The sequence below is a fragment of the Arthrobacter sp. zg.Y820 genome (genome assembly GCF_030125555.1).
Taxonomy (GTDB): domain Bacteria; phylum Actinomycetota; class Actinomycetes; order Actinomycetales; family Micrococcaceae; genus Arthrobacter_B.
Genome location: NZ_JASKLX010000012.1, coordinates 263,709 through 289,325 on the forward strand (window position 1 = coordinate 263,709; position 25,617 = coordinate 289,325).

Annotated in this window: 24 protein-coding genes; 20 read left to right on the forward strand and 4 right to left on the reverse strand. The window is 67.3% G+C overall.

Features of this window, described 5'->3' with window-relative positions; genetic code table 11:
- Positions 1-14: 14 nt before the first annotated feature.
- The 7 genes from QNN99_RS14995 (at position 15) to QNN99_RS15025 (ending at position 6,356) form a co-directional block, all read left to right on the forward strand.
- On the forward strand, positions 15-632 hold the full coding sequence (locus QNN99_RS14995) for a SatD family protein (protein ID WP_229967506.1): 618 nt from the start codon (positions 15-17) through the stop codon (positions 630-632).
- On the forward strand, positions 632-1,135 hold the full coding sequence (locus tag QNN99_RS15000) for a hypothetical protein (protein WP_229967508.1): 504 nt from the start codon (positions 632-634) through the stop codon (positions 1,133-1,135). Before QNN99_RS14995 ends, QNN99_RS15000 begins: the two co-directional genes overlap by 1 nt.
- Before the next feature lie 25 nt (positions 1,136-1,160).
- Positions 1,161-1,451 (forward strand): YciI family protein, encoded by a 291-nt coding sequence (locus QNN99_RS15005; protein ID WP_229967510.1) that lies wholly within the window; start codon positions 1,161-1,163, stop codon positions 1,449-1,451.
- A 110-nt stretch (positions 1,452-1,561) separates the two neighbouring features.
- On the forward strand, positions 1,562-2,728 hold the full coding sequence (gene ispG, locus QNN99_RS15010) for a flavodoxin-dependent (E)-4-hydroxy-3-methylbut-2-enyl-diphosphate synthase (protein WP_229967512.1): 1,167 nt from the start codon (positions 1,562-1,564) through the stop codon (positions 2,726-2,728).
- Positions 2,703-3,608 (forward strand): GNAT family N-acetyltransferase, encoded by a 906-nt coding sequence (locus QNN99_RS15015; protein ID WP_331461791.1) that lies wholly within the window; start codon positions 2,703-2,705, stop codon positions 3,606-3,608. Before ispG ends, QNN99_RS15015 begins: the two co-directional genes overlap by 26 nt.
- 144 nt (positions 3,609-3,752) lie before the next feature.
- Positions 3,753-5,552, forward strand: a complete 1,800-nt coding sequence (locus QNN99_RS15020; RefSeq protein WP_229967514.1) for a proline--tRNA ligase — start codon at positions 3,753-3,755, stop codon at positions 5,550-5,552.
- A 6-nt stretch (positions 5,553-5,558) separates the two neighbouring features.
- On the forward strand, positions 5,559-6,356 hold the full coding sequence (locus QNN99_RS15025) for a sulfite exporter TauE/SafE family protein (protein ID WP_229967523.1): 798 nt from the start codon (positions 5,559-5,561) through the stop codon (positions 6,354-6,356).
- 36 nt (positions 6,357-6,392) lie between these two features.
- On the opposite strand, the gene QNN99_RS15030 is transcribed toward QNN99_RS15025, so the two are convergent.
- Both QNN99_RS15030 and QNN99_RS15035 read right to left on the reverse strand, forming a co-directional pair.
- The gene (locus QNN99_RS15030; protein WP_229967525.1) at positions 6,393-7,358 is read right to left on the reverse strand and encodes an aminoglycoside phosphotransferase family protein; all 966 of its coding nucleotides are present in this window, start codon (positions 7,356-7,358) and stop codon (positions 6,393-6,395) included.
- Between the two features lie 9 nt (positions 7,359-7,367).
- Entirely contained in the window at positions 7,368-8,615 is a 1,248-nt protein-coding gene (locus QNN99_RS15035) for a DUF4439 domain-containing protein (protein ID WP_269439231.1), read from the reverse strand.
- A gap of 87 nt (positions 8,616-8,702) precedes the next feature.
- Between QNN99_RS15035 and rimP the strand changes: the two genes are divergently transcribed.
- From rimP to rbfA, 5 genes are all read left to right on the forward strand, one after another.
- On the forward strand, positions 8,703-9,332 hold the full coding sequence (gene rimP, locus QNN99_RS15040; RefSeq protein WP_331461792.1) for a ribosome maturation factor RimP: 630 nt from the start codon (positions 8,703-8,705) through the stop codon (positions 9,330-9,332).
- Entirely contained in the window at positions 9,333-10,304 is a 972-nt protein-coding gene (gene nusA, locus QNN99_RS15045) for a transcription termination factor NusA (protein ID WP_229967527.1), read from the forward strand. It abuts the gene before it with no gap.
- A gap of 49 nt (positions 10,305-10,353) precedes the next feature.
- The gene (locus tag QNN99_RS15050) at positions 10,354-10,731 is read left to right on the forward strand and encodes a YlxR family protein (protein ID WP_269439239.1); all 378 of its coding nucleotides are present in this window, start codon (positions 10,354-10,356) and stop codon (positions 10,729-10,731) included.
- Positions 10,732-10,860: 129 nt separating this feature from the next.
- Entirely contained in the window at positions 10,861-13,824 is a 2,964-nt protein-coding gene (infB, locus tag QNN99_RS15055) for a translation initiation factor IF-2 (protein ID WP_229967529.1), read from the forward strand.
- Between the two features lie 204 nt (positions 13,825-14,028).
- Positions 14,029-14,499 (forward strand): 30S ribosome-binding factor RbfA, encoded by a 471-nt coding sequence (rbfA, locus tag QNN99_RS15060; protein ID WP_229967531.1) that lies wholly within the window; start codon positions 14,029-14,031, stop codon positions 14,497-14,499.
- Positions 14,500-14,581: 82 nt separating this feature from the next.
- On the opposite strand, the gene QNN99_RS15065 is transcribed toward rbfA, so the two are convergent.
- Positions 14,582-15,859 (reverse strand): ScyD/ScyE family protein, encoded by a 1,278-nt coding sequence (locus QNN99_RS15065; RefSeq protein ID WP_229967533.1) that lies wholly within the window; start codon positions 15,857-15,859, stop codon positions 14,582-14,584.
- Positions 15,860-16,079: 220 nt separating this feature from the next.
- The gene (locus QNN99_RS15070) at positions 16,080-17,252 is read right to left on the reverse strand and encodes a pyridoxal phosphate-dependent aminotransferase (RefSeq protein WP_229967535.1); all 1,173 of its coding nucleotides are present in this window, start codon (positions 17,250-17,252) and stop codon (positions 16,080-16,082) included.
- A gap of 194 nt (positions 17,253-17,446) precedes the next feature.
- On the opposite strand from QNN99_RS15070, the gene truB reads away from it, so the two are divergent.
- From truB to QNN99_RS15110, 8 genes are all read left to right on the forward strand, one after another.
- The gene (gene truB / locus QNN99_RS15075; protein WP_442860540.1) at positions 17,447-18,397 is read left to right on the forward strand and encodes a tRNA pseudouridine(55) synthase TruB; all 951 of its coding nucleotides are present in this window, start codon (positions 17,447-17,449) and stop codon (positions 18,395-18,397) included.
- The gene (locus QNN99_RS15080; protein ID WP_229967539.1) at positions 18,398-18,772 is read left to right on the forward strand and encodes a hypothetical protein; all 375 of its coding nucleotides are present in this window, start codon (positions 18,398-18,400) and stop codon (positions 18,770-18,772) included. It begins immediately after the preceding gene.
- A 2-nt stretch (positions 18,773-18,774) separates the two neighbouring features.
- Positions 18,775-19,224 carry a hypothetical protein gene (locus QNN99_RS15085; protein ID WP_229967591.1) on the forward strand — a complete coding sequence of 150 codons (450 nt, stop codon included), beginning with the start codon at positions 18,775-18,777 and terminating at the stop codon, positions 19,222-19,224.
- Between the two features lie 137 nt (positions 19,225-19,361).
- Entirely contained in the window at positions 19,362-20,075 is a 714-nt protein-coding gene (locus QNN99_RS15090; RefSeq protein WP_229967541.1) for a DUF4345 family protein, read from the forward strand.
- Positions 20,076-20,189: 114 nt separating this feature from the next.
- The gene (locus QNN99_RS15095; protein WP_229967543.1) at positions 20,190-21,179 is read left to right on the forward strand and encodes a bifunctional riboflavin kinase/FAD synthetase; all 990 of its coding nucleotides are present in this window, start codon (positions 20,190-20,192) and stop codon (positions 21,177-21,179) included.
- A gap of 135 nt (positions 21,180-21,314) precedes the next feature.
- On the forward strand, positions 21,315-21,584 hold the full coding sequence (gene rpsO / locus QNN99_RS15100) for a 30S ribosomal protein S15 (RefSeq protein ID WP_229967546.1): 270 nt from the start codon (positions 21,315-21,317) through the stop codon (positions 21,582-21,584).
- A gap of 327 nt (positions 21,585-21,911) precedes the next feature.
- Positions 21,912-24,137: a polyribonucleotide nucleotidyltransferase gene (locus QNN99_RS15105; protein WP_229967547.1), complete on the forward strand. Its 2,226-nt coding sequence runs from the start codon at positions 21,912-21,914 to the stop codon at positions 24,135-24,137.
- A 108-nt stretch (positions 24,138-24,245) separates the two neighbouring features.
- Entirely contained in the window at positions 24,246-25,535 is a 1,290-nt protein-coding gene (locus QNN99_RS15110; RefSeq protein ID WP_229967593.1) for a M16 family metallopeptidase, read from the forward strand.
- Positions 25,536-25,617 lie beyond the last annotated feature (82 nt).

Sequence of the window (25,617 nt, forward strand, 5' to 3'; positions counted from 1 at the left end):
CGATCCGGCGTGAAATGTTCGTCCTGACCATCGACCAAAAGGGGAGCCGCAGCAGCCGGGACCGGGTCCCGGACCTGCTGGCGCTCCTCGGCGACCTGCGCATGGAGTTGCCCTTCGAACGCTCGGTGGGCGACGAAGTCCAGGGCGTCACCGCGCAGGCGGACGTGGCGGTGGAAGCCGCGCTGCGCGCCCTGCGGGACGGGCACTGGTCGGTGGGCATCGGCGTCGGCCCGGTGGACACGCCGCTGCCCGCCGGCACCCGCGAGGCATCCGGCCCCGCCTTCTTCGCGGCCCGGGACGCCGTGGACCGCGCCAAAAAAACCGGTGACCGCCCGCCCGTCGCCGTGACCGGGCCTGCCGGCGCCGCGGAGGCGGAAGCCGTGCTCGTGCTGATTGGGCGGCTGATCCGCGACCGGACCGCCGAGCAGTGGCGGATACTGGAGCAGGTTGAACCAGGCATCTGGGGAGCCCAGAGCGCTGCCGCCCGTAAGCTCGGGATCAGCCCGCAATCCGTGGGCAAGACCATAGCCCGCGCCGGCTGGCAGGAGGAGTGGGCGGCCCGTCCCGCCGCATCCGTCCTGCTCGCCCGCGCCGATGAAACACCCGCCGCCGGGGAAACGGAGCACCTCTGATGGAGTTCGTCTGGATTGTCCTGACGCTGCTGGTGGCCGCCGTCCTCGGCTGGCCGGTCACGGCCGGGGTGCTGCGGCTGGCGCGCGCCGTGGAAGACTCCGGTCCGCCCTTTGCCGAGGCCGATCCCGCGGCTGATCAGGATCTGGACGCCGAATTCGGCCGCGGTGCGCGGATCCCCGCGGGCCGGGCCCTGCCGGCCCTGCCCGACCCGCCTGCCCGCCCGCCGGCAGCCGCGGGTTCCCGGCCGGGCAGCAGTCCGGCCCCGGGATCGGTGCTCCGCGGCGGGCTGGTGATCGGCGTCCTCGAGCGGCTGGCCGTGGCGGCTTCGGTGCTGGCCTCCGAACCCGTGGCCATTGCGTACGTCGTGGCCATCAAGGGCCTGGGCCGCTACGCCGAGCTTAAAGACACACCGGCGGCTGCTGAGCGCTTCATTATCGGGACCCTGGCCTCCATGCTGTGGGCGGCGGGCGTGGCTGCCGCGGCACGGGCCTTCCTGCTCTGAGTCGACGATCCCGTACGCTGGAGCCATGAGTATTTTTGCAGTTGAGTACGTGTACGACGCCGATTCCGCCTCCATCCGTGATGAGCACCGCCCCACCCACCGCCAGTGGCTGTCCGGCCTGGTGGACCAGGGACGCCTGCTGGCCTCGGGTCCGTTTACTGACGGCGCCGGCGCGCTGCTGATTTTCACCGCCGAGGACGAAGTTGATCTTTCCAACCTCCTCATGCAGGATCCCTTCGCCGCCGTGGGCGCCATTTCGGGCATGAAGACCACCGAATGGGAGCCGGCAGTGGGCGCCTTCGCCCATCTCGTCTAAGCCCTGAACGATATCCGTACACCCCGCACCGGTGCGGGGTGGATAATGGATTAGCGCATCCGCAGTGCGCTTTAGCCGAATAACTGCCGATAAGGCACATGGAGGACGTTTTGACCTCGGTCAACCTTGGAATGCCAGCAGCACCGCCGCCCACCCTTGCACCGCGGCGCAAAACCCGCCAGATCAAAGTGGGGTCAGTGGGGGTTGGATCCGATTTCCCCATCAGCGTCCAGTCCATGACGACCACGCCCACCACGGACATCAACGCCACCCTGCAGCAGATTGCCGAGCTGACGGCCTCCGGCTGCGACATTGTCCGGGTGGCCTGCCCCAGTGCCGATGACGCAGCAGCGCTGCCGATCATCGCCAAGAAGTCGCAGATCCCCGTGATCGCTGACATCCACTTCCAGCCGAAGTACGTCTTCGCCGCTATTGAGGCCGGCTGCGCCGCGGTCCGGGTGAACCCGGGCAACATCCGGAAGTTCGACGACCAGATCAAGGAAATCGCGCAGGCCGCCAAGGACCACGGCACCTCCATCCGGATCGGCGTCAACGCCGGGTCGCTGGATCCGCGCCTGCTCGCCAAATACGGCAAGGCCACCCCCGAGGCCCTGGTGGAATCCGCTGTCTGGGAAGCGTCCCTGTTCGAGGAACACGACTTCCATGACTTCAAGATCTCCGTGAAGCACAACGACCCCGTGGTCATGGTCCGCGCCTACGAGCTCCTCGCCGAACGCGGGGACTGGCCGCTGCACCTGGGCGTCACCGAAGCCGGTCCGGCGTTCCAGGGGACCATCAAGTCCGCCACCGCCTTCGGTGCGCTGCTGGCGAAGGGCATCGGCGATACCATCCGCGTCTCGCTGTCCGCTCCTCCCGTGGAGGAAATCAAGGTGGGCAACCAGATCCTGCAGTCGCTGAACCTGCGGCCGCGCAAGCTGGAAATTGTGTCCTGCCCCTCCTGCGGCCGCGCGCAGGTTGACGTGTACACTCTCGCAGAGCAGGTAACCGCCGGGCTCGAAGGCATGGACGTTCCGCTTCGCGTCGCCGTCATGGGCTGCGTCGTCAACGGACCCGGTGAAGCCCGTGAAGCTGACCTCGGCGTGGCCTCCGGCAACGGCAAAGGCCAGATCTTTGTGAAGGGAGAGGTCATTAAGACTGTTCCCGAAGACCAGATCGTTGAGACCCTCATTGAAGAGGCTATGAAGATCGCAGAAAGTATGGGGGAGTCCGATGGCGAAAATGCTGGCACGGGTGGCCCCATGGTTACTGTCGGCTAGGACCGGCGCCACTTCACGCAGCGGGCAGGATGTCCGCGGCGGCCATTCCGGGACGCTCCGCGTCCTGGACGCGGAAGACACGGCTGCCCTCTGGGCCCTGGCCGAGGCTGACCCGGTTGCCAATATCTTCCTGCTCTCCCAGCTCGAGACGACCCGCAGCGCTGCGCCCACGCCGGCCGGCGGGCGGGTCGTCGGCGTTTTCGACGGCGGGGAACTCACCGCCGCCTGCTGGGCCGGGGTCAATGTGGTGCCCGTGGGCGTCACGGCGGACACCGGCCCGGAAATCGGCGCTTACCTGGCACGGTCCGGACGCCGCTACTCGTCCATTTTCGGACCCGCCGAGGCAGTGCTGTCCATCTGGTCCCAGCTGCAGTACTCCAGCCCCCAGCCCTTTGACGTGCGCAGCGACCAGCCGCTGCTGCAGATGACCGGGGTTTCTCAGGTGCAGCCGGCTCCCGGGCTGCGTTACGCCCAGCCCTCGGAACTCGACGTCCTGCTGCCCGCCTGCGCCGCCATGTTCGAGGAGGAGGTGGGGTACTCGCCCGTCTCGGGCGGCAGCCACCACTACCGGCAGCGGGTCAAATCCCTGATCGCCCGGCAGCAGTCCCTGGTGGACTTCGACGCCTCCGGCCAGGTGGTGTTCAAGGCCGAGCTCGGCACCGTTTCCAGCAGCGCCGTCCAGATCCAGGGCGTCTGGATGAACCCGGCGTACCGCGGCCGCGGCCTCAGCGCCCCGTACATGTCAGCCGTAGTGGAGGCTGCCCGGCAGGTTGCCCCGGTGGTCAGCCTGTACGTCAATTCCTACAACGCCCCGGCGCGGGCCACCTACGAAACCGTGGGCTTCGAGCAGGTGGGCACCTTCGCCACCATCCTGTTCTGACTTCCTGTGACGGCAACCGCCTCAGCAGCAGGCACCCTCAACCTGTCCGGCGGCAGCGGCAGCACGCGCTAGATTAGAGGGGAGCGTTATTTCCCTTTTGTCCCAGCTTGAATGCAGCCCCGGCTGCAGAAACGGATACCCAGCGTGGTCCTTCGACTCTCCACTCTTTTCCTGCGCACTTTGCGCGAAGACCCCTCCGACGCCGACGTCGCCAGCCACCGCCTGCTGGTGCGTGCCGGGTACATCCGCCGTGCCGCCCCCGGGATCTATTCCTGGCTGCCCCTGGGGCTGCGCGTCCTGGGCAAGGTCGAGACCATTATCCGCGAGGAAATGGCAGCCATCGGCGCCCAGGAAGTGCACTTCCCGGCCCTGCTGCCGCGTGAACCCTACGAGGCCACCAACCGCTGGACCGAGTACGGCGACAACCTGTTCCGCCTGCAGGACCGCAAGGGCAACGACTACCTGCTGGCCCCCACGCACGAGGAAATGTTCGCGCTGCTGGTCAAGGACCTGTACAACTCGTACAAGGACCTGCCGGTCTCGCTGTTCCAGATCCAGAACAAGTACCGCGACGAGGCCCGGCCGCGCGCCGGCCTGCTGCGCGGCCGCGAATTCATCATGAAGGACTCCTACTCCTTCGACATCGACGACGACGGCCTGGAGGCCAGCTACCAGGCGCACCGCGGCGCCTACCTGCGCATCTTCGAGCGCCTCGGCCTGGAGATCGTTGTGGTATCGGCAGTCTCCGGCGCCATGGGCGGCTCCAAGAGCGAAGAGTTCCTGCATCCGACGCCGGTCGGCGAGGACACTTACGTGCGTTCCGCCGGCGGTTATGCGGCCAATGTGGAAGCCGTCAGCACCGTTCCGCCCGCCGAGATCGACTTCGCCGGCGCTCCCGAAGCGAAGGTCGTGGACACCCCGGACACCCCGACGATCGACACCCTGGTCGCCGACGTCAATGCCCGCTTTGCCCGCGAATCCGGGGAATGGACCGCCGCTGACACGCTGAAGAACGTCGTCCTGGCCGTCACGCTGCCCACCGGCGAACGCCGGATCGTCGTCGTCGGCGTTCCCGGCGACCGCGCCGTGGACCTCAAGCGCATCGAAGCCAACATCGCCGCCCACGTGGAGATCGGCGGCGAACTGGAAGTCGACGCCGCCACCGACGAAGACATCAAGAAGCACCCCGGCCTGGTCAAGGGCTACATTGGCCCGGGCCTGTCCGTTGACGAGCCGGTGCTGGGCACCGAATCCGCCACCGGCCTGCTGTACCTGGTGGACCCCCGCGTGGTCTCCGGCACCAGCTGGATCACCGGTGCGAACGCCCCGGGCAAACACGTGATCGGCCTCGTTGCCGGCCGCGACTTCACCTGGGACGGCGTCATTGAAGCCGTCGAGGTGCGCGAGGGCGACGAAGCTCCGGACGGATCCGGTCCGCTCGAAGCCGCCCGCGGCATCGAAATGGGCCACATCTTCCAGCTTGGCCGCAAGTACGCCGAGGCCCTGGGCGTGAAGGTCCTGGACAAGAACGGCAAGCTCGTCACGGTGACCATGGGCTCCTACGGCGTGGGCGTCACCCGCGCGGTCGCGGCGCTGGCCGAGTCCAACCACGACGAGAAGGGCATTGTCTGGCCGCGCGCCGTCGCCCCGGCCGATGTCCACGTGGTGGCCACCGGCCGCGGCGAGGAGATCTTCGCAGCGGCAGCCAAGCTGTCCGAGGACCTCGAAGCCGCCGGACTGGAAGTCATCTATGACGACCGTCCCAAGGTCTCACCCGGCGTGAAGTTCGGCGACGCCGAGCTCATCGGCGTGCCGACGATCCTCGTGGTCGGCCGCGGCCTGGCCGACGGCGTCGTCGAGGTCAAGGACCGCGCCAGCGGCGTTGCCGAAAACGTGCCGGTGGCGGAAGCGGTGGAGTACGTGCGCGGCGCAGCAGCGCTGTAGCACCCAGTGATCTCCGGTCTCGAGGAGATTCAGCTCGCCACCATCCTCCTTGTGGTGGTGGCGGGCCTGGCCGCCGGCTGGGTGGACGCGGTGGTGGGCGGCGGCGGGCTGCTGCAGCTGCCGGCCCTGCTGCTGATTCCGGGGATCACGCCGGTGCAGGCGCTGGCGACGAACAAGATGGGGTCCATCTTCGGCACCACCACCAGCGCCATCACCTACTACCGGCGCGCACATCCGGACCTGCGCACCGCCCTGCCCATGGCCGGCGTCGCACTGGCGGGCAGCTTCGGGGGAGCGGTGCTCGCGACGTCGCTGCCGTCCTCGGTGTTCAAGCCGATCATCGTGGTGGCGCTGATTGTCGTGGCGGTGTTCACCGCGACCCAGCCGACGGTCGGTGAGCTGACCAAGCTGCGCCACCAGGGCCGCCGGCACTACGGGACGGCCGCGGGCATCGGCCTGGTGATCGGGTTCTATGACGGGCTGATCGGTCCGGGAACCGGCTCCTTCCTGATCATCTCCATGGTCACCTTCCTCGGCTACAACTTCCTCGCGGCCAGCGCCAAGGCCAAGATCGTGAACATGGCCACCAACCTCGGCGCGCTGGCGTTCTTCCTGCCGAACGGCGCGCTGCTGTGGGGGATCGGGCTGATCCTGGGCTTCGCCAACATGATCGGCGGCTACATCGGCGCGCGGATGGCCGTGAAGCAGGGCAGCAAGTTCATCCGCGTGGTGTTCCTGGTGGTGGTTGGAGCCCTGATCTGCAAGCTTGGCTACGACGTGTGGGTGGAGAACATCCGGGGCTGAGCCTGTCTCTTTCTCCCGCAATGGCAGGGGAACCGGTCAGCCCGCGATCGCTGTCGCCACCCAGACCGAGCGTGCCGCATTCTTCCGCTGTCCCGCCCGGGTGTACTCCAGGGCATTGGCGACTTCCCGCAGGACGCTCCACTGACGGGCGGCCTCGGGGTCCAGGCCGCCCGCGGCGCAGAGCCGGGCCAGCCGCCCGCGCAGCGCCGCCTCCGGCCGGACGCTGCCCAGCTCCTCGGTCCGGTTCCAGAGCATCGGGGCTGCGGCGAACTCGGCTTCCCCAACCATCGCCTGCGGGTCGATGGCCACAAACCCGCAGGCCTCGGAAGAACCGCCGTCGCCGTCCCTGCCGCGGTAGAGAATGTTGCCGAAATGCAGGTCGGTATGGACCAGGACGTCGTTGTTGCTGCGCCGACCCACCGCTCCGCGCGTCTGGCAGACCTCCAGCGCCGCCTCGAGCAGACGCCGTTCGCAGGGCCGGCCCAGCTCTTCCCAGTCGGCCGGCAGCTCGTCGGACAGCTGCTCCGTCCGTTCGGCGAGCGAGGGGACACCGGCCCAGGCGGGGGAGTCGGCGGCCGGCAGCGAGAGCCTGCGCACCAGCCCGCCCCACACCTCGACGGCGGCGTCCATCGGGACGTCACAGAGGCTCCGGTCGGCGTTCAGCCGTTCCAGCAGCAGGGTTCCGCTGTCGGTATGGCTGGCGTACAGCTGCACGGCGCCGTGCCCGGCCCACAGGCCCAGGGCGGCAGGTTCGGTCAGGGCTTCGTCGTGCGGATAGGCGACCTTCAGCACAGCCGCACCCGAGGCGGACATGACCGGCAGGACCAGCGCACCGTGTCCGGACCAGAGGCCGGTGTCCGCGGGCAGATCAAGGGCCAGGTCCCAGCGCTCCATGGCCTCTGCCACGAGCAGCGGCAGGGCGGCCAGCCAGGTCCGGCCGGAACGGTCGCGGCTGTACCGCTGGTGGAGTGCCTCGGGAATGGTCAGGGGGAGTTGGGGCATGAGTACAGGCTAAGCGGTGCCGGGGGACCGCGGCAGCCCCTCGGTCTCAAGCCCGAGTCCGGGTGCTGCCGGAACAGCGCGCTGGCCGGTGTACAGCTCGGTGCTCAGCTCAGCCAGCCGCTCCACCGCCCAGGCGCGGACAGCTCCGCTTCCCAGCGCCGCGAGGTCCGCGTAAACGGCGGGCAGGGACGTCTCAAGGTCTTCAAGGGCACCGGAGGGATCCTGCTGGAACGACGGCGGCAGGGAGTACGCCGGGGCACGGGTCAGTGCCGGGAGGCAGACCTCGGGCAGCAGCAGCACCCCCTGGGCGCCGGCGGCCAGATGACTGTCCCGGGCTTCGTCCAGTTCAGTGCGGGCGGAAACGCCGGAGGCGCGGGCCATGGCGACCTCGTAGGCGTACGCCGCACCGTATTCCGCGTCGATCGCGCCCTTCAGCGCCGCCGCGGCATCCGGGGCGGATCCGCCGGTGCCGGAGGCCGCACCCGACGGGACGGAGGAGGCCGCACCCGAAGGGACGGAGGAGGCCGCGCCCGACGGGGCGGAAGACGGCGCACCCGTCAGTCCGGAGTCGGTGGCCGAGGTCTCCGGCACGCAGCGGGCGTCGGAGCCGGCCGGCGCGACCGGCTCCCAAGCCTGCGGCGGGTTCAGGCCGGCGGCGACGGCGGCGCGGACCGCGAGGACCTGCTGGGTGGCACCGGTGGCCGCCAGCAGCCGCGCCGTTCCGGCATCGGCGCGCATGGCGGCGTCCAGACTGGCGTGGGCAGCTGCAGCCATCGACTGGACATACCGGGCGGCATACCCAGCGTCGGTGGGGGAAGTGCCGGAAGTGCCGTCAGCGCCGGAGGCGCCCGAGGCGGGACCGGCGTCGGCGGTGGGGACCTCAAACGGCGGGACGCCGCGGCGGAGGCTGCCGGGGCGGATCAGGAGCGCTGACTGTTCAGCCAGGACATCGGCCTGCCGGGTGAGTTCGGCAGCCAGCCTGCCGGTGCCTTCGGCATTAGCCAGCTCGCCGGCCTGCCGGGCAAGTTCAAGGGACGCTGCCCGCGCGTCGGTCTGGGCGATTTCCGAGTAACTGGCCGGCCGGTCATCGCCGGCACCGTTTCCGGCGACCAGCCCCAGGCTCAATACCACTGCGGCCAGGACCAGCAACAGAGTGGTACGCCTCACGCCGCCCAGGACCGCCATCGCCCGTCCGGCGCGGCCGGCCGCGGGCGTTCTGCGGGACGGGGGCTTTTTCACTACATCCGATGATGCCATGAACGGGCCCTCGTCTGCTGCGATGCCGATGGGACTCAGGAAAGTCGGTACGCTAGTAGGTACAACATCATCTAGTGGGAGGCACCTATGGCGGTTCGGCCCAGCCCCAAAAAAGACACGTCATCGGATTACCGCAAGAAGGCCATGCACGCAGAGATTGCCGCTGAAACCCAGCGGCTCAAAAACTTCCTTGCTCCCACGGTTGAACAGCAGCAGCTTTTCCTCGAGGACATCGAGATCAAAATGGCCGGTGCCAACCGCACCGTACACGTCATCGTGGACCTTCCCGAAGGAGAAGCGGGCGGCGTCAGCCTCGACCGCATCTCCGACGTCGCGCATGCGCTTTCCGAGGCGATGGATTCAGACCCGCACGACGACGGCCGTCCGTACAGCCTGGAGGTTTCCTCTCCGGGTGTGTCGCGCCCGCTGACGGAGCCGCGCCACTGGCGCCGCAACGTCGGCCGCATGGTCAGCGTCAACGTCCTGACCGGCGACGACGTCAAAGGCCGCCTGGTCTCCGTTGAGGACGACGGCATCACGTTCATCCCGGAACTGCCGGTCAAAAAAGGCATGAAGGCGAAGCAGGGCGAGCAGACCACGCTGCCCTTTAGCAACATCCGCAAGGGGCGCGTCGAAGTCGAATTCGCGCATCTTGACGACGAACCACTGGACGGCGTCGCCGACAGTGATGAAAAAACCACAGCTGAGGAGGCCTAGATGGAAATAGATATGAGTGCGCTGAGGCTGCTGGAACGCGAACGGGAGATCCCCCTGGATCTGCTGATTCCGACCATTGAGCAGGCGCTTCTGGTGGCTTATCACAAGACCGCCGGTGCACAGGACAAGGCCCGCGCAGAGCTGGACCGCAAGAATGGGCACGTCACCATTTGGGCCACTGAACTGGACGACGACGGCGAGGCCGTGGGCGAGTTCGACGACACCCCCACCGGTTTCGGCCGCATTGCCGCGAGCACGGCCCGCCAGATTATCCTGCAGCGGCTGCGCGACGTCGAAGATGACGCCATCGTTGGCGAGTTCAAGGGCCGTGAGGGAGAAATCGTCTCCGGCCAGATCCAGCAGGGCAACAACCCGCACATGATCCAGGTCAACCTCGGCGCCGTGGAGGCATTGCTGCCTCCCACGGAGCAGGTCCCGGGCGAGAAGTACACCCACGGTTCCCGGCTGCGCGCCTTCGTCGTTGACGTGCGCCGCGGCTTCAAGGGCCCGTCCATCACGCTGTCCCGGTCCCACCCGGGCCTGGTCCGGAAGCTCTTCGAACTGGAAGTTCCCGAGATTGCCGACGGCAGTGTCGAGATTGTGGCGCTGGCCCGTGAAGCCGGCCACCGGACCAAGATCGCCGTCAAGGGCAACATCTCCGGCATCAACGCCAAGGGTGCCTGCATCGGCGAGATGGGCTCGCGTGTCCGCGCGGTCATGACCGAGCTTCACGATGAGAAGATTGACATCGTGGATTTCAGCGAGGATCCGGCCACCTTCATCGCCAACGCCCTGTCGCCGTCGCGCGTGAATTCCGTTACCATCACCGACGAAGACACCCGGTCGGCTCAGGTTGTCGTTCCCGATTACCAGCTGTCGCTGGCAATCGGCAAGGAGGGGCAGAATGCCCGTCTGGCAGCCAAGCTGACAGGGTGGCGGATCGATATCGTTTCCGACGCCAAGACTGCCTAAGCAGCCGGGTCTTTGGGTGGATGCGGCACAGGGAGAGAAACGCGTTAGAATGAATGAGGCCGGGTCGCCGTCCGCTTTCCTTTCGTCCCCTGCAGCCTCAGGCGCTGCAGCTCATGTCCCGCTGAGGACATGCATTGGGTGCAGGAAAACGGATGACCAGGCTGTTCTGATGCGGCTGGTAGCTGTGGTCACTGAAGGCAGTATTGCCGTTCAGGTCGACGAACACCGCCGTATGTCTGGCCGCGGTGCCTGGGTGCACCGCGGGACAGCATGCTTTGCAGCAGCGCTTCGGCGACGTGCGTTTCACCGGGCCTTTCGGGGTCAGGTGGACACCACAGACGCGGAGGCTTGGTTCAAGGCTCTTGAGGATGCTCCGACCGGGAGCAGACTCGAAACCGTCCAACCTGGAAGCGGGTCAGAAATCTGATGGAAACCCGATGAGTACCCAGCGATGAGTACTTTGTGCTCTGTGAAGGGCTCTGCTGTGACTGCAGTGGAAGCCCGCAGGAAATAGACGGTTCGTACCTGGCTCGGTGCGGACCGAGACAGGAGAAATGTGGCCAAGGTCCGCGTACACGAGCTCGCCAAAGAGCTCGGCATCACCTCGAAGGATGCAGTTGCAAAACTGCAGGAACTGGGCGAATTCGTCCGTTCCGCCTCATCAACGATTGAGGCACCCGTAGTCAAGAAACTTCGTGGCGCCTTCCCGGCGTCCGAATCCAAGCCCGAATCCACGACGGATTCCAAGCCGGCGTCCAAGCCGGCCGGAACCCCCGGACCGCGCCCGTCCGCTGCCCCCGCAGCACCGACGGCGTCGGCACCGACCCCGACCCCGGCACCGGCAGCACCCGTCGCAGCAGCTCCGGCCGCTCCGGCGCCCGCTGCAGAGAAGCCGACGGCTCCGGCTGCTCCGGCTGCTCCGGCACCCGCCGCAGAAACGTCTCCGGCCCCGGCCGCTGACAAGCCGGCTGCACCGTCGGGCGCCAAGCCCGGCGCGCGTCCGGCCCCCAAGGCTGCCGAAGCCGAAAAGCCCGCTGCTTCCGCCGAAAGCGGCAGCCGCGGAAATGCTCCCCGTCCGGGCGCTCCGCGTCCCGGCGCCGGAAGCCCCCGTCCGGGCAACAACCCCTTCGCGCCTTCCCAGGGCATGCCGCGTCCCCGTGGCCGCGGCGAAGGCGAGCGGGGCCAGGGCGCACCGCGTCCCGGCAACAACCCGTTTGCACCGTCCCAGGGCATGCCCCGTCCGGGACGCCGTGACGAGAACACCGAACGTCCCGCAGCAGCAGGCGCCGGCGGTCCCCGTCCGGCAGCCGGCTCCGGCGGTCCGCGTCCGGGCGCTCCGCGCCCCGGTGCACCCCGTCCGGGCGCACCGCGTCCGGCATCGGCACGACCCGCCGGTCCCGGCGGTCCTCGTCCCACACCGGGCATGATGCCCAACCGCACCGAGCGGCCGGCAGCCCCGGCCCGCGGCGGTGCCGGCGGAGGACCCCGCAGGGGCCCCGGCGGCGCACCCGGCGGAGCACCCGGTGCAGGCGGCGGCGCACCCGTTGGCGGCGGCTTCGGCAAGGGCGGCCGCGGACGCGGCGGCACTGCCGGTGCTTTCGGCAAGGGCGGCGCAGGACGCGGCAAGCAGCGCAAGTCGAAGCGTGCAAAGCGTCAGGAACTGGAGCAGATGTCAGCTCCGTCGCTGGGTGGCGTTTCGGTACCCCGCGGCGACGGCAACACTGTTGTCCGTCTGCGCCGCGGCGCGTCCATCACGGACTTCGCCGACAAGATTGAGGCCAACCCGGCAGCACTGGTGACCGTTCTGTTCCACCTCGGTGAAATGGCAACGGCCACGCAGTCCCTGGATGAAGGCACGTTCGACATCCTGGGCGCCGAACTGGGTTACAAGATCCAGGTTGTCTCGCCGGAAGACGAAGAGCGCGAACTGCTGAGCACGTTCGACATCGACTTCGATGCCGAGCTGGAAGCCGAAGGCGACGACGACCTCGAGGCACGTCCTCCGGTAGTCACCATCATGGGTCACGTTGACCACGGTAAGACGCGTCTGCTGGATGCCATCCGCAACACCAAGGTGGTTGAAGGTGAAGCCGGCGGCATCACCCAGCACATCGGTGCCTACCAGATCCAGTTCGACCACGAGGGCACCACGCGTCCGATCACCTTCATTGACACCCCGGGCCACGAGGCGTTCACCGCCATGCGTGCACGTGGTGCCAAGGTGACCGACATCGCGGTCCTGGTTGTCGCAGCCGACGACGGCGTCATGCCGCAGACGATTGAAGCGCTGAACCACGCCCAGGCAGCCAATGTGCCGATCGTGGTCGCAGTGAACAAGATCGACAAGGAAGGCGCCAACCCGGAGAAGGTCCGCGGCCAGCTGACCGAATACGGTCTGGTTCCCGAGGAATACGGTGGCGACACCATGTTCGTGGAGGTCTCTGCCCGTCAGAACCTCAACATTGACGCCCTGCTCGAGGCCGTGCTGCTTACCGCAGACGCAGCCCTGGACATGCGCGCCAACCCGAACAAGGACGCCCGCGGTATCGCGATCGAAGCCAACCTGGACAAGGGCCGCGGTGCAGTTGCCACCGTCCTGGTCCAGTCCGGAACGCTGAAGGTCGGCGACACGATCGTTGCCGGTACGGCCCACGGCCGCGTCCGCGCAATGTTCAACGAGAACGGCGAAACCGTCTCCGAGGCCGGACCTTCCCGTCCGGTCCAGGTGCTGGGTCTGTCCAACGTTCCCCGCGCCGGTGACACGTTCTTCGTGACCGACGACGAGCGCACCGCCCGCCAGATCGCTGAGAAGCGTGAAGCTGCGGACCGCAACGCCGCCCTGGCGAAGCGCCGCAAGCGCATCAGCCTCGAGGACTTCGACCAGGCCGTTGCTGACGGCAAGGTTGACACCCTTAACCTCATCCTCAAGGGTGACGTTTCCGGTGCCGTTGAAGCCCTGGAAGACTCGCTGCTCAAGATCGACGTTGGCGAAGGCGTGCAGCTGCGCGTCATCCACCGCGGCGTCGGTGCCATCACGCAGAACGACGTCAACCTGGCGACGGTGGACAACGCCGTCATCATCGGCTTCAACGTCAAGCCGGCCGAGCGCGTTGCCGACCTGGCAGAGCGCGAAGGCGTGGACATGCGCTTCTACTCGGTCATCTACGCAGCAATTGATGACATTGAGCTCGCCCTCAAGGGCATGCTCAAGCCCGAGTACGAAGAAGTCCAGCTCGGCACCGCCGAGGTCCGCGAAGTCTTCCGTTCCTCCAAGTTCGGAAACATCGCCGGCTCGATCGTTCGCTCCGGTGTCATCCGACGCAACGCCAAGGCACGGGTCACCCGTGACGGCAAGGTCATCGGTGACAACCTCACCGTTGAGTCGCTCAAGCGGTTCAAGGACGACGCCACCGAGGTCCGCACGGACTTCGAGTGCGGTATCGGCCTGGGCTCGTTCAACGACGTCAACACGGGCGACATCATCGAGACGTTCGAAATGCGCGAAAAGCCGCGCGTCTAGCAGTACCCGGTGGGGCCGTCGGTTTCCGGCGGCCCCACTCCAAGCGGGAGGGCCGGCACCTGCATGTTGCCGGCCCCTTCGCTTCGGCCCCTCCGGCGGCCGGTCCTGCAGTGCAGGCACCGGCCCCGGACCCTGACGTAACACGATGTGCCGGCCTGCGCCGCCGTCGTTGTACGATCCCCAAAATTTAGTTAAGGAGAGGTAATGGCAGATCCAGCACGCGCTGCGAAGCTCGCTGACCGAATCAAGGTTGTAGTTGCCCAGGCGCTGGAACGGCGGATCAAGGATCCCCGGCTGGGGTTTGTGACCCTCACCGACGCACGCGTCACCAACGACCTGCAGCACGCCACGGTGTACTACACGGTCTTCGGCGACGAAGCCCAGCAGGCCGACACCAAGGCCGCCCTGGAGTCCGCACGCGGAGTCCTGCGCGCCGAGGTCGGCAAGAACATCACCGTGCGCCTGACGCCCACGCTGGAATTCGTTCCCGACGAAATTCCCGTGAACGCCAGCCACCTCGAGGAACTCATCCGCGCCGCCAAGAAGCGCGACGCTGAGCTTGAAGCCCTCAAGGAAGGCGCCACGTACGCCGGCGACGCCGACCCGTACCGCAAGGACGAGGACTTCGACGATGAGGACGACGACGAAGCCGCTTCCGGCTCCGACGCCAAGTAGGTCTCAGCCAGCAGTCCAACCAGTAGTTGCCAAGAGGGACGGTTCCGAAAAGGAGCCGTCCCTCTTGGCTGTTAATTCCGGGTCAGTCCCGGGATCCGTTGTCGAACGTTCCGCCGTGGTGATGGCCGCGGCCCTTGTGGCCGCCGTGGCCGCGGTGGTCGTCGCGGCAGTTGTCGTTGAGCTCGATCCGGACAACGCTGCCTGAGGTGGGGGCCGGCTCAGCCGGCGGAGCGGCAGCCGGGGGCGCTGCCCCTTCCTCCGCAGGTGCCCCGGCCAGAACGTCCACAGTCGCGTAGAGGGCGGATCCCCGCAGCGCCAGATCGCCGGGCTGGTTAACTTCGAGGAACAGCTCGGGTGTGTTGGTTCCGGCCGGAATCACGGAGATCCGGTTGCCGAACAGCTCGGCCACGAAAATGTCTCCGTTGTCATTCACCGCCATCCCGGTGGTGCCGCTGAAACCGGTGGCCACCAGTTCCGAGCTGCCGTCGTCGGGATCCACCCTGAACACCGAGCCCTGGGCCAGCCCCGCTCCCGGCACGCCGCCCGGCAGCGACGCGACCAGCAGATCCCCGCCGGGTCCGGCTTCGAGGCCTGTCGGAACCGGTTCCACGTTGTACGTGTTGCCCACGGTGCAGGCCGGGAGACCTACCCGGAGGGCCTCCTCGGCTGTCACCGTCACCGGGATGGGCGGCAGGACCGCCAGCGTGGAAATGCTCCCGTCCGCCAGATCCACTTCAATAACGGCGTTCATCCCGGCATCGGAGACCAGGACGCTTCCGCGCCCGGAGGGGAGGGTCGCGTAGGGGTTTGAGTCCTTCAAACCGGTGTAGCTGTTGGAGAAGAGGCCGGTGGGCGGCAGCTGTGCCGCGCAGGCAGGATCGAGGCCCTGGAACCCATAGGTGTTGATGCCGTCCGGGTTTTCCGTGTACTCGTAGGTGGCGATGTCGGCCACCGTTTCCACGCTTCCGTACCGGTCGACGGACTTCAGCTGGGTGAAATTCTGCGTCGGGTCATGGGTCATAGCTCCGATGCTGGCGGTGTAGTACGTGGTGCCGCGGGAGCGTGACACACCGCCGTAGCCGTATCCCAGCGGCCCGGCGTCAAGCGTTTCGGTGCTGCCGTCCCGCCCGATCCGGGTAAGCACTCCGGCGAAGGACTGCGCCACGTCGATCGTTGGTCCGCGGCCCACAGCCAGACTCAGGGGTCCCACCAGTCCTTCGGCGACGGTGGTGACCTTTCCTGCGGTCGGGGGTGCGTCGGGTGGGGCGGGGTGCCGGCCGCCGGCGGAAGCAGGCGAGGCGGCCAGGCCCAGGGCCGCGACAGCGGCCAGGGCGGCGAGGGCGGGGGATGTTCTTTTCACGGTGACTCCTCAGCATTGATGGGGTGCAATGCGAGACTTGCCTCCACGCCTCCGCGGTTCCCAGCCACGCCCCCGGGGGAAGCCCTCACAGCCTACGGCCGGGGTTTCCACGGGTAAACGTCAGGCTGATGCGCCGCTGGGCGGTCCCAGCGGGGTGCATCCGAGTACTGAGTATCCCGCCCAAACGGGGGCGTGGTGGCCGAGGCCGGCCGCGGGTAGGTCACCGGCAGGCTGCTGCACCGGACGCGCGCTCCGGAAAACGTTCCAGCCCCGTGACCAGGTCTGCGGTGTCCCCGCACAGGGCGATCCGAACCCAGCCTTCGCCGATGGAACCGAACGCGGTGCCCGGCGCCACGGCGACACCCTGCTCCGCGAGGAACTTCTGCGTCCACGCCCTGACGTGGCCCTCAGTGGCGTGGGACAGGTCAGCCCAGAGGTAGAACGCCCCCTGTGCCTTCAGGTACGGAATGTTCTTTTGATCCAGCACGGCCGCCGCCGCATCCCGGTTGACGCGATAGTGGGCGGCAGCAGCGCTGACATAGTCCTGAGGTCCGGTCAGGGCGGCCAGGGCGGCATACTGCGACGGCGACGCCACGCAGGAGACGATCGATTCCATCACCGTGCTCATCTGGGTTTCCAGGCCGGCGGGGGTGATCAGGGCGCCGATCCGCAGTCCGGTCAGGCCGTACGTCTTCGACAGGGTGACCGAAACGATCACCCGGTCCCCGCCGTCGGCGCCGTCGTGGGCCAGCGGGCTCACATGGGGGACATCGTAGGTGAAGGCCTCATAGCATTCGTCCGAAACGATCCACAGGTCCCGGCGGCGGGCCAGCTCCACCAGGTCGCGGACCAGGTCCGGGCCAAACACGGCGCCCAGGGGATTGGAAGGCGAGTTCAGGAGCAGGACCCGGGTCCGGTCGGTGATCAGGGCCTCGATGTCCGCGATGCGCGGCTGGAAGTCGTGTTCGGGATAGAGCGGATACTCCACCGGCTCGGCGTGAAGCAGCCGGGCAGTCATGGCAAACGTGGGGTAGCCGGGATTCGGAATCAGGATTTCGTCGCCGGCATCCAGAAGCATGCTCATGGCCAGGTGCAGGCCCTGCTGCGCGCCGGCGGTGACAAACGCCCGGCCCGGAGCCACCTCGACGCCGGTCTGCCGGCTGATGCGGTCGGCAAACGCGGCACGCAGCGGGGCGATACCGGCATTGGGCGTGTAACCGGTCTCATCCCGGCCCAGCGTGGCCTGCGCTGCCTCGAGGATGTGGGGCGGGGTGGGGAATCCCGGCTCGCCGATGCTGAGCACGATCGAGCCGGGCTGGGCCCACGCTGCCTGGGTGATTTCGCGGATCTGGTTGGCAGCGGCATTCCGGACATGGGGCGAGAGCTCAGGCATACCCCGCATGCTATCGCCGCCGCGGCACCCGGGGCGACCCGCTGCGACCCGCTGCGACCCGCGATGACCGGCGCGACCCGGGGAGAACCCGGGGAGAACCCGACGGCAGGTCCGCCGGCCAACCCGCCGGCAGGTCCGCAGACAAGCCCGCCGGCTGGCCGGGTGTCAGGAACCGCAGGCCAGGGCCGCATATACTGAAAGGCGTGAATTCCGGGCAGGTCCGTTCAGGGCTGATTATTGTGGACAAGCCGCAGGGATGGACCAGCCACGATGTGGTTGGCCGCCTGCGGAAACTAGCGGGAACCCGAAAAGTGGGGCATGCGGGAACACTGGACCCGATGGCCACCGGAGTGCTGGTGGTCGGCATCAACAAGGCCACCCGGCTCCTGACCTACATTGTGGGTACTTCCAAGACGTACGAGGCCACCATCAGGCTGGGCCAGTCCACCGTCACTGACGACGCCGAAGGCGAAATCACCGCCGAGACCATCGCCGCCGCGGTAACCGACGAAGAGATCATGGCCGCCGTCGCGGACCTGACCGGGGACATCCAGCAGGTGCCCAGCAGCGTCAGTGCCATCAAGGTCAACGGCGAGCGCTCCTACGCCCGCGTGCGTGCCGGGGGAGAGGTCATCCTTCCGTCCCGCCCCGTGACGGTCTCCCGCTTTGAGGTTCACGGCATCCGCCGGGAGAGCGGCGGCAAGCTGCGCGACATCGATGTGACCGTTGAGTGTTCCTCGGGCACCTACATTCGCGCCCTGGCCCGGGACCTCGGTGCCGCCCTGGGTGTGGGCGGGCACCTGACTGCGCTCCGGCGCACCTGCGTGGGCCCGTACAGCGTGCAGCAGGCAGCGACCCTGGAACAGTTGGCCGCGGACCTGCGGGTCTTGGACCTCGACGACGCCGCCCGGGCCCTGTTCCCGGTCCGTGAGCTCAGTGCTGCGGAAGCGACGGATCTTTCGCACGGCCGCCGGGTGCCGCCGTCGGACATCGGGGAAGCAGCCGCCGGTGCGCCCGTGGCTGCCTTTGCCCCCGGCGGAACGCTGGTCGCGCTGCTGGAAAACCGCGGCCCGGCCGGGGCGGACTTCCCGGCCGCCTACGCCAAGGCCCTGCTGGTCTTCGCACCGGGGAACGAGGCCGCCTAAGTGGTTGTCGATCCGCTGTTCATCGTTGGCACCCTGGTCTGCGCCGTCTCCGTGGTGCTGTGCTTCGGGGCGGCCATCCTGAAGCACGGCCCCAACGACCTCACCATCCTGTCCGTTGCCGCCGTGGAGCTGTTCCTGCTGGTCTACGGCGTGGCAGGTGTCATCCGCCAGGTGGGCGGGGAAGGCGTGGCGGGTGAACTCTGGGAGTTCTGGGGCTACCTCTTCACGGCCCTGATCATTCCCGTCGGTGCCATCTGGTGGTCGCTGATGGACCGCAGCCGCTGGAGCAACCTGGTTCTTGGTGCCGTGGGCATCACTGTATTTGTCATGCTGTTCCGAATGGAACAGATCTGGGACGGAGTAACCCCCGCGTGAACATGAACACCCCCGAGCACGGCAATCCCGCCGGATCAGCGGCCGCCCAGCCGGCGGCCCGCAACGCCGGACCCGGCCGGCTGCTGGTGGCCGTTTATGCTGTTTTCGCCCTGGCCGCCACCGCACGCGCGGGCTTCCAGATTGCCACCAAGTTCGACCACGCGCCGGTGGCCTATCTGCTGTCCGCTTTTGCGGCAGTGGTCTACATTGTCGCCACGGTCGGGCTGGCAAGGTCCGGGCCGCGGGCCTATCTGGTGTCGGTCGCTGCAGTGAGCATCGAGATGCTGGGCGTGCTGGCCGTGGGCATCCTCGGCCTGGTCAACCCCGGCCTCCTGCCCGATGACACGGTCTGGTCCGGCTTCGGGTCCGGCTACGGCTATGTTCCGCTGCTCCTGCCGGCGCTGGGACTGTGGTGGCTCTACCGCCACCGTGGGGATGCCGCACGCTCCTAGGCTTCCACTCCGGGGGAGCCCCGCGGCGGGCGCCAAACCCGCCGGCGGCAGCGTGCGCTCCGACGCTGCGCTGCGTGAGACGATGGCAGGAGAATGCATCACACCAAGCAGGTTTTCCATTCCTTCAGGGGGAACTAATGAGCAACCCGGCTTCAACACCCAGCGAGCACCAGGGCGGGAATGGCCCGGCGCAGCCCGCCCAGCCGCCCACGCAGTCCTCCTTGGCACCCGGGGAGCAGCCTGCCGCGGCGAGGAAACCGAACGTCCCCGCGGCCGGACAGAGCGTCCGGCCGACGGAGAAGCTGAATATTCCGCCCGCAGCCAAGCAGGCGGGCGCCACGGGCCGAAGCGGCAAGCAGTCCAAGCCCAAGGCCAAGCCCTACAAGAGCAGCGATGACTGGGGCGTCTTCCGCGCCGTCGTCATTGGCGTGGGCATCCTGGTGGCCGGCGTGGGTGTTTACTACCTCGCCACCGGAACGGCCGGTGTGGCGGATACCGGCGGAGGCGAAATCAACGCGTCGCTGGAATCCCAGTTCCGGTTCTTCTCGGCCATGATGGTCGGCGTGGGGGCGGCGTTCATCGCCATCGCGGTGAAGTTCCAGTGGGCCAACATGCTGTGGCTGGTCTGCCTGATGGTCTTCCTCGGCGGTATCGGACGCGTGCTGTCCTGGGCCTTCAGCGGAACGCCCCACTACACCATGATCATCCTGATGATCCTGGAGCTGGCCTTCCCGCCGGCCCTGCTGGTCTGGCACCGGTTCATTGCCAAGACCAGCGAGCTGAAGCGTGAATACAGTGAGGGCACCGCCGGCCGCGCTGACGGTGCCGCTGCAGGCGGCACGCAGGGCTGAGTCTTTCCCGGCAGCATTTTCGGCCATAATAGTTAGGTCCGGTAGCAGCCATGCGCTGTTCCGGCCCACCAGCGGCACCGCCGCGACCCGAACCACCTGTTATAAGGAGCCTGTGTGTACTACTGGAATGGCCTGGCGGAGGTTCCTGCCGGCATCGGTCCGACAGTAGTCACGATCGGCAACTTCGACGGCGTCCACCTGGGGCACCAGCATGTGCTGGACCGCCTCGTGAAGGTGGCACGCGAGAAGGACGCGGCAGCGGTGGCCATTTCCTTCGATCCGCATCCGGCCCAAGTGCACCGCCCCGAGGCGGCTCCCGAGCTCATCATGGGACAGCTGGACCGCCGCGAAGCCCTGGCGGCCACCGGCTTGGACGGGCTGCTCATGATGCACTACGACCTGCAGCTCGCCGCGCTGACCCCCGAGGAATTCGTGCGCCGGGTCTTCGTGGAGGGACTGCGGGTCTGCGCCGTCGTCATCGGCCACGACGTGCGCTTCGGCCGCGGCAACGCCGGGGATCTCCAGACCATGCGGGAACTGGGCCGGCAGCTGGGCTTTGAGGTGCAGGCCGTCGAGGACTTCGGCGCCCTGCCCGACGACCCCGCCGCTCCCGAGGGGCGCCGCTGCTCCTCGACCTGGATCCGGGAGGCCCTGCGCAGCGGAGACGTGCGCACCGCGGCGCGCCTGCTCGGGCGCACCCACCGCATGCGCGGCGAGGTTGTCCACGGCGCCGCCCGCGGCCGCGAGCTGGGCTTTCCCACCGCCAACCTGGCCCCCGACGCCAGCGGCCTGGTCCCCGCTGACGGAATCTATGCCGGATGGCTGGTCGATGAAGCCGGCACCCGCTGGCCGGCAGCCATCTCCGTGGGGTCCAATCCCACGTTCGACGGCGTCAGCCGGCAGGTGGAGGCCCACGTGATCGACCGCCCGAACGAGAAGATCACCGACTTCGACCTCTACGGCCAGCAGGTGGTGGTGGAGTTCGTGGAACGGCTCCGCGGCATGGTGGCCTATACCGGGCCCGAAGCCCTGATTACGCAGATGGGCCTTGACGTGGCGCGCACCCGCGACGTCCTTTCGACAGATAGCGGCGCGGACAGGTAAACTGAAATCAAATTCGGCTGCGGTCCGTGGCGGCTGAATTTCTTTGTGCCGGTTCGGATTCGTCCCGCCGGCGCCAAGATTCCCGGCAGCGAACTGCTGACTCGGGCCTCACGGCACAACTGTAGGAGAGTTACATTGGCACTTGACCCCGTAGTCAAGCAGGAAATCATCACGGCGTTCGCTCGGGCCGAAGGCGACACCGGTTCGCCCGAGGTTCAGGTTGCTGTGCTGTCACGCCGCATCCTCGACCTGACCGAACACCTGAAGACGCACAAGCATGACCACCACACCCGCCGCGGCCTGATGGCCCTGGTTGGTCGCCGTCGTCGTATGCTTTCGTACCTCAAAGAGACTGACATCACCCGCTACCGCGAGCTCATCGAGCGCCTCGGCCTGCGCAAGTAGTCTTTGAAGAGGGTGGCCCCTGCGTTCTCGCGGGGAGCCGCCCTTTTTCAGGCGGGCATGGACACCGGCTTGGACCGGAAGCGCACCCGCCTTTGCGGTACATCCGCGGCACAGCAGTAAACAGCAGCACCGCAGCACCGAAGAAACATCAACAGGAGTCAGCCAGCATCGCAGCATTCGCGGTCCTCGGTAGTGGTCCCCGGGAGTTTGTGCCCGTGGACCTCGATCGAAGACCGGGTGTTGAACCGAACCGCTTCACAGCGGTGCTCGCGTTTATTGGAACGATGCTGGATGCCTCCGCCAACGAAGAAACGGAGGTGACTCTCTATGGAGGGTCCCGAAATTCAGTTCGCAGAAGCCGTCATTGACAACGGCAAGTACGGCCAGCGCGTCATCCGCTTCGAAACCGGCCGCTTGGCCCAGCAGGCTGCAGGCGCAGCCACTGTCTACATCGACGATGACACCGTCCTGCTGTCGGCAACGTCCGCCGGCAAGTCCCCGCGCGAAGGCTTTGACTTCTTCCCGCTGACCGTCGACGTCGAAGAGCGCATGTACGCCGCCGGCCGCATCCCGGGCTCGTTCTTCCGCCGCGAAGGCCGCCCGTCCACCGAAGCCATCCTGGCCTGCCGCCTGATGGACCGCCCGCTGCGCCCCGCCTTCGTCAAGGGCCTGCGCAACGAGGTCCAGATCGTGGTCACCGTCCTGGCGATCAACCCCGACGTGCTGTACGACGTCGTCGCGATCAACGCTTCCTCCATGTCCACCCAGCTGAGCGGCCTGCCGTTCTCCGGTCCGATCGGCGGCGTCCGCGTTGCCCTGATCGACGACCAGTGGGTTGCCTTCCCGAAGCACTCCGAGCTGGAGCGCGCAGTCTTCTCCATGGTGGTTGCCGGCCGCATTGCCGGTGACGACGTCGCCATCATGATGGTGGAAGCAGAAGCCACCGACGCCGCCTGGAACCTGATCAAGGACGAGGGCGCCACCGCCCCGACCGAAGAGGTTGTTGCTGAAGGCCTCGAAGCCTCGAAGCCGTTCATCAAGGCCCTGTGCGAGGCACAGGCCGACCTGGCAGCCCGCGCCGCCAAGCCGACCGTCGAGTTCCCGATCTTCCTGGACTACCAGGACGACGTCTACGAAGCCGTGGAAGCCGCAGCCGCTGACAAGCTGGCCAAGGTCTTCTCGATCGCTGACAAGCAGGAGCGCGACATTGCCGCCGACGAACTCAAGGACGAAGTCACCGCTTCGCTCGCCGAGAAGTTCGAAGGCCGCGAGAAGGAACTCTCCGCAGCCTTCCGCTCCGTCACCAAGCAGGTTGTGCGCCAGCGCATCCTGAAGGACCAGGTCCGCATCGACGGCCGCGGCCTGACGGACATCCGCCAGCTGACCGCCGAGGTGGAGGTTCTGCCCCGCGTGCACGGTTCGGCCATCTTCGAGCGCGGCGAAACCCAGATCCTGGGCGTCACCACGCTGAACATGCTGAAGATGGAACAGCAGATTGACTCGCTGTCGCCGGTAACGCGCAAGCGCTACATGCACAACTACAACTTCCCGCCGTACTCCACCGGTGAAACCGGCCGCGTGGGTTCGCCCAAGCGCCGCGAAATCGGCCACGGCGCCCTGGCCGAGCGTGCGCTCATGCCGGTGCTGCCGACGCGCGAAGAATTCCCGTACGCCATCCGCCAGGTCTCCGAGGCCCTGAGCTCCAACGGCTCCACCTCGATGGGTTCGGTCTGCGCCTCGACGCTGTCCATGCTCAACGCCGGTGTTCCGCTGCGCGCTCCGGTTGCCGGCATCGCCATGGGCCTGGTCTCCGACCAGGTTGACGGCGAAACCCGCTACGCCGCCCTGACCGACATCCTTGGCGCCGAAGATGCCTTCGGCGACATGGACTTCAAGGTTGCCGGTACCTCCGAGTTCGTCACGGCCATCCAGCTGGACACGAAGCTCGACGGCATCCCCGCTTCGGTGCTGGCAGCAGCCCTGAAGCAGGCCCGCGAAGCCCGCCTGCACATCCTCGGTGTCATGGACGCTGCGATTGATACCCCGGACGAGCTCTCCGAGTTCGCGCCGCGCATCATCTCGGTGAAGATCCCCGTAGATAAGATCGGCGAGGTCATTGGCCCGAAGGGCAAGATGATCAACCAGATTCAGGAAGACACCGGCGCTGACATCTCCATTGAAGATGACGGCACGGTCCTGATCGGTGCAACCGACGGCGGATCCGCCGAGGCTGCCCGCGCGGCGATCAACGCGATCGCCAACCCGCAGATCCCCGAGATCGGCGAGCGTTACCTCGGTACGGTAGTGAAGACCACCACGTTCGGTGCCTTCGTCTCCCTGACCCCGGGCAAGGACGGCCTGCTGCACATCTCCGAGCTGCGCAAGCTCGCCGGTGGCAAGCGCGTCGACAACGTTGACGAGGTAGTCTCCGTCGGCCAGAAGATCCAGGTGGAAATCACCAAGATCGACGACCGCGGCAAGCTGTCCCTGTCACCGGTTGTTGCTGAAGGCGCCAAAGGCGAAGAAGCAGCAGAAACCGAGTCCGCAGAATAAATGTCACACATTGCTGATGGAACCCGTCCCGATGCCGGCCACGCGCCGGCATCCGGGACGGTTGTCCGCCTTCCGCTGACCACTCTTCCCGGTGACCCTTCACTTGTGATGGGAACTCCGGGAGGCGCCGTCGTGCGCCGTTCCGTCCTTCCGGGCGGAGTCCGCGTGCTGACGGAAGCCATGCCCGGCCAGCGGAGCGCCACCATCGGCTTCTGGGTTGGTGTCGGCTCGCGGGATGAAGCCGCGGGCCGGCACGGCTCCACCCACTTCCTTGAGCACCTGCTGTTCAAGGGCACCACGCGCCGCTCAGCGCTGGACATTGCGCTGGCCTTTGACGAGGTCGGCGGCGAGTCCAACGCGGCCACGGCCAAGGAAAGCACCTGCTACTACGCACGGGTGCTGGACACCGATCTGCCGATGGCCATCGACGTCATCACCGACATGATCACCTCCGCGGTCCTGGACCCGGAGGAACTGGAGCAGGAGCGAGACGTCATCCTGGAAGAAATCGCCATGGATGCCGATGATCCCGCTGACCTGTGCCACGAGAAGTTCGCCGAAGCCGTCCTGGGCGACCACGCCCTGGGACGTCCGATCGGCGGCACTCCCGAAGCCATCATGAGCGTTCCCCGCGAAGCCGTGCTGGAACACTACCGGCGCTACTACCGCCCCACCGAGCTGGTGGTCACCGCTGCCGGCGGCCTGGAGCACGACGACGTCTGCGCCCTGGTGCTCGACGCCCTGAAGAAGGCCGGCTGGGACCTTTCCGACGACGCCACTCCGGCGCCCCGCAGGAACACCGAGCCCGCAGTCATCACCGGCACCGCCGGAGTCCAGGTCATCAACCGCCCGGTGGAGCAGGCAAACGTGGTCATGGGCTGCCCGTCACTGACGGCCACCGACGACCGCCGCTTCGCCATGAGCGTGCTGAACACCATCCTGGGCGGCGGCATGTCCTCGCGCCTGTTCCAGGAGATCCGCGAAAAGCGCGGCCTGGTCTACTCCACGTACTCCTTCTCGGCGTCCTACGCCGACGCCGGATACTTCGGCATGTATGCCGGCTGCTCGCCGGCCAAAACCCGCCAGGTCATCGACCTGATGGGCAGCGAGCTGGAGCGCCTGGCAACTGACGGCGTCGACGAAGCCGAGCTGAAGAAGGCCCGCGGCCAGATTGCCGGCGGCATGGTCATGGCGCTGGAGGATTCCAGCTCCCGCATGTCCCGCCTTGGCCGGGCCGAACTGGTCAGCGGCGAATTCATCGACATCGATGAGTCGCTGGCCCGCATCGGTGCGGTGACTGCGCAGGAAGTGCAGGCGCTGGCCGCCGAGCTGGCCGCAGCTCCGCGGACCATCACGATTGTCGGACCGTTCACCTCCAAGGAGGAGCTGGGCTTCTAGCCCTCTTTTCCTCCCCGCGAGATGGCAGAAAGTGCGCTTCCCCCCCCGGGGGGGGGGCCTCTTATGCCACAAGCCGGGGGGT

Excerpts from the sequence above, each read along its gene's own strand:
- QNN99_RS14995 (WP_229967506.1), top strand. The coding sequence starts at position 15 with ATGTTCGTCCTGACCATCGACCAAAAGGGGAGCCGCAGCAGCCGGGAC.
- QNN99_RS15000 (WP_229967508.1), top strand. The coding sequence starts at position 632 with ATGGAGTTCGTCTGGATTGTCCTGACGCTGCTGGTGGCCGCCGTCCTC.
- QNN99_RS15005 (WP_229967510.1), top strand. The coding sequence starts at position 1,161 with ATGAGTATTTTTGCAGTTGAGTACGTGTACGACGCCGATTCCGCCTCC.
- QNN99_RS15030 (WP_229967525.1), bottom strand. The coding sequence starts at position 7,358 with ATGCCCCAACTCCCCCTGACCATTCCCGAGGCACTCCACCAGCGGTAC.
- QNN99_RS15035 (WP_269439231.1), bottom strand. The coding sequence starts at position 8,615 with ATGGCATCATCGGATGTAGTGAAAAAGCCCCCGTCCCGCAGAACGCCC.
- rimP (WP_331461792.1), top strand. The coding sequence starts at position 8,703 with ATGGCGGTTCGGCCCAGCCCCAAAAAAGACACGTCATCGGATTACCGC.
- nusA (WP_229967527.1), top strand. The coding sequence starts at position 9,333 with ATGGAAATAGATATGAGTGCGCTGAGGCTGCTGGAACGCGAACGGGAG.
- QNN99_RS15050 (WP_269439239.1), top strand. The coding sequence starts at position 10,354 with ATGAATGAGGCCGGGTCGCCGTCCGCTTTCCTTTCGTCCCCTGCAGCC.
- rbfA (WP_229967531.1), top strand. The coding sequence starts at position 14,029 with ATGGCAGATCCAGCACGCGCTGCGAAGCTCGCTGACCGAATCAAGGTT.
- QNN99_RS15070 (WP_229967535.1), bottom strand. The coding sequence starts at position 17,252 with ATGCCTGAGCTCTCGCCCCATGTCCGGAATGCCGCTGCCAACCAGATC.
- QNN99_RS15085 (WP_229967591.1), top strand. The coding sequence starts at position 18,775 with ATGAACACCCCCGAGCACGGCAATCCCGCCGGATCAGCGGCCGCCCAG.
- QNN99_RS15090 (WP_229967541.1), top strand. The coding sequence starts at position 19,362 with ATGAGCAACCCGGCTTCAACACCCAGCGAGCACCAGGGCGGGAATGGC.
- QNN99_RS15105 (WP_229967547.1), top strand. The coding sequence starts at position 21,912 with ATGGAGGGTCCCGAAATTCAGTTCGCAGAAGCCGTCATTGACAACGGC.
- QNN99_RS15110 (WP_229967593.1), top strand. The coding sequence starts at position 24,246 with ATGGGAACTCCGGGAGGCGCCGTCGTGCGCCGTTCCGTCCTTCCGGGC.